We start from the raw sequence: 3671 nt of genomic DNA, 5'->3' as shown, positions 1-3671 counted from the left end.
GAGCGTGCTGGCCTGGCAGCTGGAGCATCTGCGCCAGGCGGGCGTGCGCGAGGCTGTCGTGGTGACCGGGTTCGGGGCCGCGGCGGTGGAGGCGGAGATCGCGGGGCTGGCGCTGGCCGGCATGAGCGTGCGCACGCTGTTCAACCCGTTCTATGGCTTGACCGACAACCTGGCGACCTGCTGGCTGGCGCGGGGCGAGATGGCCGGGCCGTTCCTGCTGTTGAACGGCGACACCCTGTTCGAGCCTGAGGTGGCGCGGACGCTGCTGGCGGCGCCGGCGGCGGGGATCACGGTCACCATCGACCGCAAGGACGCCTATGACAGCGACGACATGAAGGTGCTGACCAGCGGCGAGCGGCTGGTCGCCATCGGCAAGACGATCCCGGCGTTCGACGCCGAGTCGATCGGGTTCCTGCGGTTTTCCGCCGTGGGCGCGGCGGGGTTCGTGGCCGCCGTGGAGGCCGCGCTGCGCACGCCCGAGGGGCTGAAGCGGTGGTACCTGTCGGTGATCAACGACCTGGCGGCGGGCGGCGCCGACGTGGCCGTGGCCTCGATCCAGGGGCTGGACTGGGCGGAGATGGATTTCCCCGCCGACGTGGCGAAGAACCTGGAGCTGACCCAGGCGTGGTCGCGGGTGAGCGTCGCGGTCTAGGCGGTCAGTCGGCGCACCAGGTCGAGATCGGACGGCTTGTCGACATCGACGGCGGCGAGGCCATGGGGGGTGCGGACGGCGGCGGCCTTGACCCCCGCGCGGGCGCCCAAGGCGGCCACGGCTTGGTCCAGGGTCAGGCGGCCTAGCGCGTAGCCGATCAGCATGCGGGGGCCCAGGAGGGCCGCGATCTTCCAGGGTTGTTTGCGGTGGGCCTCGACCCGGCGCCACAGGGCGATGGCGGCCAGCGCGGCCGGGTCGCGCAGGTAGAACAGGTTGCAGCCGGAATAGCGGCCGTCGCGGAACTTGAGATAGGTGCGCTGGGTGTCGGGGACGGCGGCGCGGACGACGGCCTTCGGGGCCAGGAGGGCGGCGATCTGGGCGTCTCGCGGGATCGCGGCCAGGAAGTCGGTGATCCACTCGGGCCGGAGCAGGGCGTGGTCGCTGGTGGTGACAAGCAGGGGGAAGGCCTTGGCGGCCTGCTCGACGCTCTGGCTGGGGCTGGCGGCGGCGGGGATCACCTGAAGACCTTCAGCGGCGGCGATGACGTCGGGGTGGCTGGTGGAGATGGCGATGTGCGTGGCGCCGGCGGCCTTCAGCGCGGCGACGACACGGGCGAGCAGCGTCTGGCCGCCGAGCTCGATCAGCGCCTTGTGGCTGACGCCGGCGTGGGCGCAGAGGCCGTCGGGCTCGTCGCGGGAGCCGGCCAGGACCAGGGCCGTGAAGCCGCTCACGCCAGGGCCTTCTCGTAGATGCGGTAGGTCTTGTAGATCCGCCCGCCCAGGGACTGGCAGATGCGGTTCATGGGGGCGTTGTCCTCGAGGATCCAGGACAGCTCGTAGGACTGGTAGCCCAACGCGCGCGCCTGGGTGGCGCTCAAGTCCATCAGCTGGAAGGGCAGGAGCTGGCCGCGGTGGGAGCTGGCGAACTTGCGCTTCACGCCCATCAGCGGGATGCGGATCGACTTCACGCGGGCGACCTTGAGGCGCCACAACAGCTTGGCCCAGCCGAAGGGGAAGAGGGCGCCGTTCAGGTCGGCGATGGCCTCGTTGACGTTGGGCAGCATGACCACGAAGCCCGCCACCTCGCCGTCGAACTCGGCGAACCAGATCAGGCGCGGGTCGATGACGGCGCGCAGGGCCTTGCCCAGCTGGGCGGTCTCGGCCTCGGTGGTCGGGGTGAAGCCCCAGTTGCCGGACCAGGCGTCGTTCAGCACCTCGGTCATGGCGGCGACCTCGGCGTCGTAGCGGCTCATGTCCAGCATGCGCAGGGTGACGCCTGGGGCGGGCCCGCGGCGGACGCGGCGCAGGATGGCCGGCGGGATGTCGTCGCTCATCTGGCAGAGATAGGCGTAGACGTCCTTGGCCTTGGCGTAGCCCGCCGCCTCGATGTGGCGGCCGGCATGGGCGGGATCGTGGCCCATCAGCACCATGGGCGGGGTGTCGAAGCCGTCGACCAGCAGGCCGACCTCCTCATTGACCGACAGGTTGAAGGGGCCCAGCGCCACGGCGCAGCCCCGCGCCTTCAGCCAGGCCTCGGCGGTGGCCAGCAGGGCGGCGAAGACGTCGGGGTCATCCTCGCCCGCGATCATGCCGAAGTGGCCGGCGGGGCGGGCGGGGTCGACGGGGGCCAGGGCGTCGATCTGCGCGCTGATCCGGCCCACGTCGCGCCCGTCGCGGACGGCGATCCAGAGCTGGACCTCGGCGTGCTGGAAGAAGGGGTTGGTCTTGGGCGTGAGCGCCGCGGCGCGTTCGCTGACCAGGGGCGCGATCCAGTTGGGGTCGCCGGCGGCGAGCGTCATGGGCACGCGGATGAAGCGGTCGAGGTCGGCTTTGGTCACCACGGGCTGAATCGTGAGCGTCATGGCGTCAGCCCTCCATCCGCACCAGGACCGTGCCCGCGAGGGCCGCGAAGATCACCGGCGCGCTCCAGGCCGCCAGCAGGGGCGAAAGCGAGGCGCCTTCGCCCAGCGCCGTCAGCAGGCCGTCGGCCACCAGGAAGGTGAGGCCGCCCGCCAGCGCGCCCACGCTGAGCACCGCGCCCTCGCGGGTCCGGAAATTGCCCAGCGCCACGGGGGCCGCCAGCAGCAGCATGACCAGCACGCCGATCGGCGCGGCGAAGGCGCGCTGCAGGCGCACAGCGTAGTAGCTGTCGGGACGCTCCGAGCCGCCGCCTTCCAGGGCGCGGCGGGCGCTGGCGGCGCTGGGCGCCTGGTTGGGCGAGAGCAGGAAGCGGACATCGGCGGGACGCAGGCGGGTGGCCCAGGCCAGCTCGGCGGCGGTGGAGGTCAGGGCGTCATCGGCCGTGAAGCGCACCATGCGGGGCTGTTGCAGGCGCCAGGCGCCGTCGGCGTAGATCGCGTGGCTGGCGGCGATGCGTTCCGACAGGCGGCCCTCGGCGTCGCGGCGATAGATGCTGACCTCGTTCAGCCGGCGGCCGGCGGAGTCGCCCGCCTTGGCCACCACGATCTCGGCGCCGGAGCGGAAGGCGCGGGGGGCGGGATCGGCGGGGGTGCCGGGCTCGCTGGCCTGCCACCAGGCCTCCAGCCGGGCGTCGGTGCGCGGCGCGATCAGCTCGGCGGCGGCGAAATGGACCAGCATCATCGCGCCGGCGGCGGGCAGGGCCATGGCCAGCATGCGGTAGGTCGAGACGCCGGCGGCGCGCATGGCGGTCACCGCCTGCTCGCGGGCGAGCTGGCCAAAGGCGAACAGTCCGCCGGCCAGGACGCTGAGCGGCGCCACCTGCTCCACCAGCCGCGGCAGGCGCAGGGTGGCGTGTAGAACACGCCACCGACGCCCAGGCCCCGGTCGAGGATGTCGGTGGTGACGTCCAGCAGGTCGAGAATCTGCAGGATGGACAGCAGGATGGCGGCGGCCGCCAGGATGCGCAGCAAGACGGTGCGCAGGACATAGAGGCGAAGCTTCACGCCGCACCTGCCCGCTGGAGGCGGAAGCGGGCCAGGACCTCGCCCGCGTGGTGGCTGATCATGCCGATGGCCAGGCTGATGGGGGTTTCGCCGGGC

Annotated in this window: 5 protein-coding genes; 1 reads left to right on the top strand and 4 read right to left on the bottom strand. The window is 72.4% G+C overall.

Annotation, left to right across the window (positions count from 1 at the left end):
- Positions 1 to 652 (top strand): nucleotidyltransferase (locus RMO04_RS08545; RefSeq protein WP_309644361.1); only part of this gene is annotated, 652 nt, incomplete at its 5' end.
- Here the strand turns inward: RMO04_RS08545 and RMO04_RS08540 are convergent.
- Genes RMO04_RS08540 through RMO04_RS08525 form a run of 4 tightly spaced genes read right to left on the bottom strand, consistent with a single transcriptional unit; the run spans position 649 to position 3575 of the window.
- Positions 649 to 1383 carry a nucleotidyltransferase family protein gene (locus tag RMO04_RS08540; protein WP_309644360.1) on the bottom strand — a complete coding sequence of 245 codons (735 nt, stop codon included), beginning with the start codon at positions 1381 to 1383 and terminating at the stop codon, positions 649 to 651. The genes RMO04_RS08545 and RMO04_RS08540 overlap by 4 nt on opposite strands.
- Entirely contained in the window at positions 1380 to 2513 is a 1134-nt protein-coding gene (locus RMO04_RS08535) for a dATP pyrophosphohydrolase (protein ID WP_309644359.1), read from the bottom strand. The genes RMO04_RS08540 and RMO04_RS08535 overlap by 4 nt, the downstream gene beginning before the upstream one ends.
- Before the next feature lie 4 nt (positions 2514 to 2517).
- The gene (locus RMO04_RS08530; protein WP_309644358.1) at positions 2518 to 3390 is read right to left on the bottom strand and encodes an LptF/LptG family permease; all 873 of its coding nucleotides are present in this window, start codon (positions 3388 to 3390) and stop codon (positions 2518 to 2520) included.
- Positions 3321 to 3575, bottom strand: a complete 255-nt coding sequence (locus RMO04_RS08525) for a hypothetical protein (protein ID WP_309644357.1) — start codon at positions 3573 to 3575, stop codon at positions 3321 to 3323. The genes RMO04_RS08530 and RMO04_RS08525 overlap by 70 nt, the downstream gene beginning before the upstream one ends.
- Positions 3576 to 3671 lie beyond the last annotated feature (96 nt).

Origin of the sequence: Phenylobacterium sp. (genome assembly GCF_031412415.1) — a bacterium.
In the GTDB taxonomy this organism is placed as follows: Bacteria; Pseudomonadota; Alphaproteobacteria; order Caulobacterales; family Caulobacteraceae; genus Phenylobacterium.
The sequence above is the reverse complement of the archived record's forward strand: the minus strand, read 5'-3'. Positions and strand labels throughout refer to the sequence as shown.

What these genes read in the sequence shown, in the direction of transcription:
- RMO04_RS08535 (WP_309644359.1), bottom strand. Translation starts at nt 2,513, where the DNA reads ATGACGCTCACGATTCAGCCCGTGGTGACCAAAGCCGACCTCGACCGC.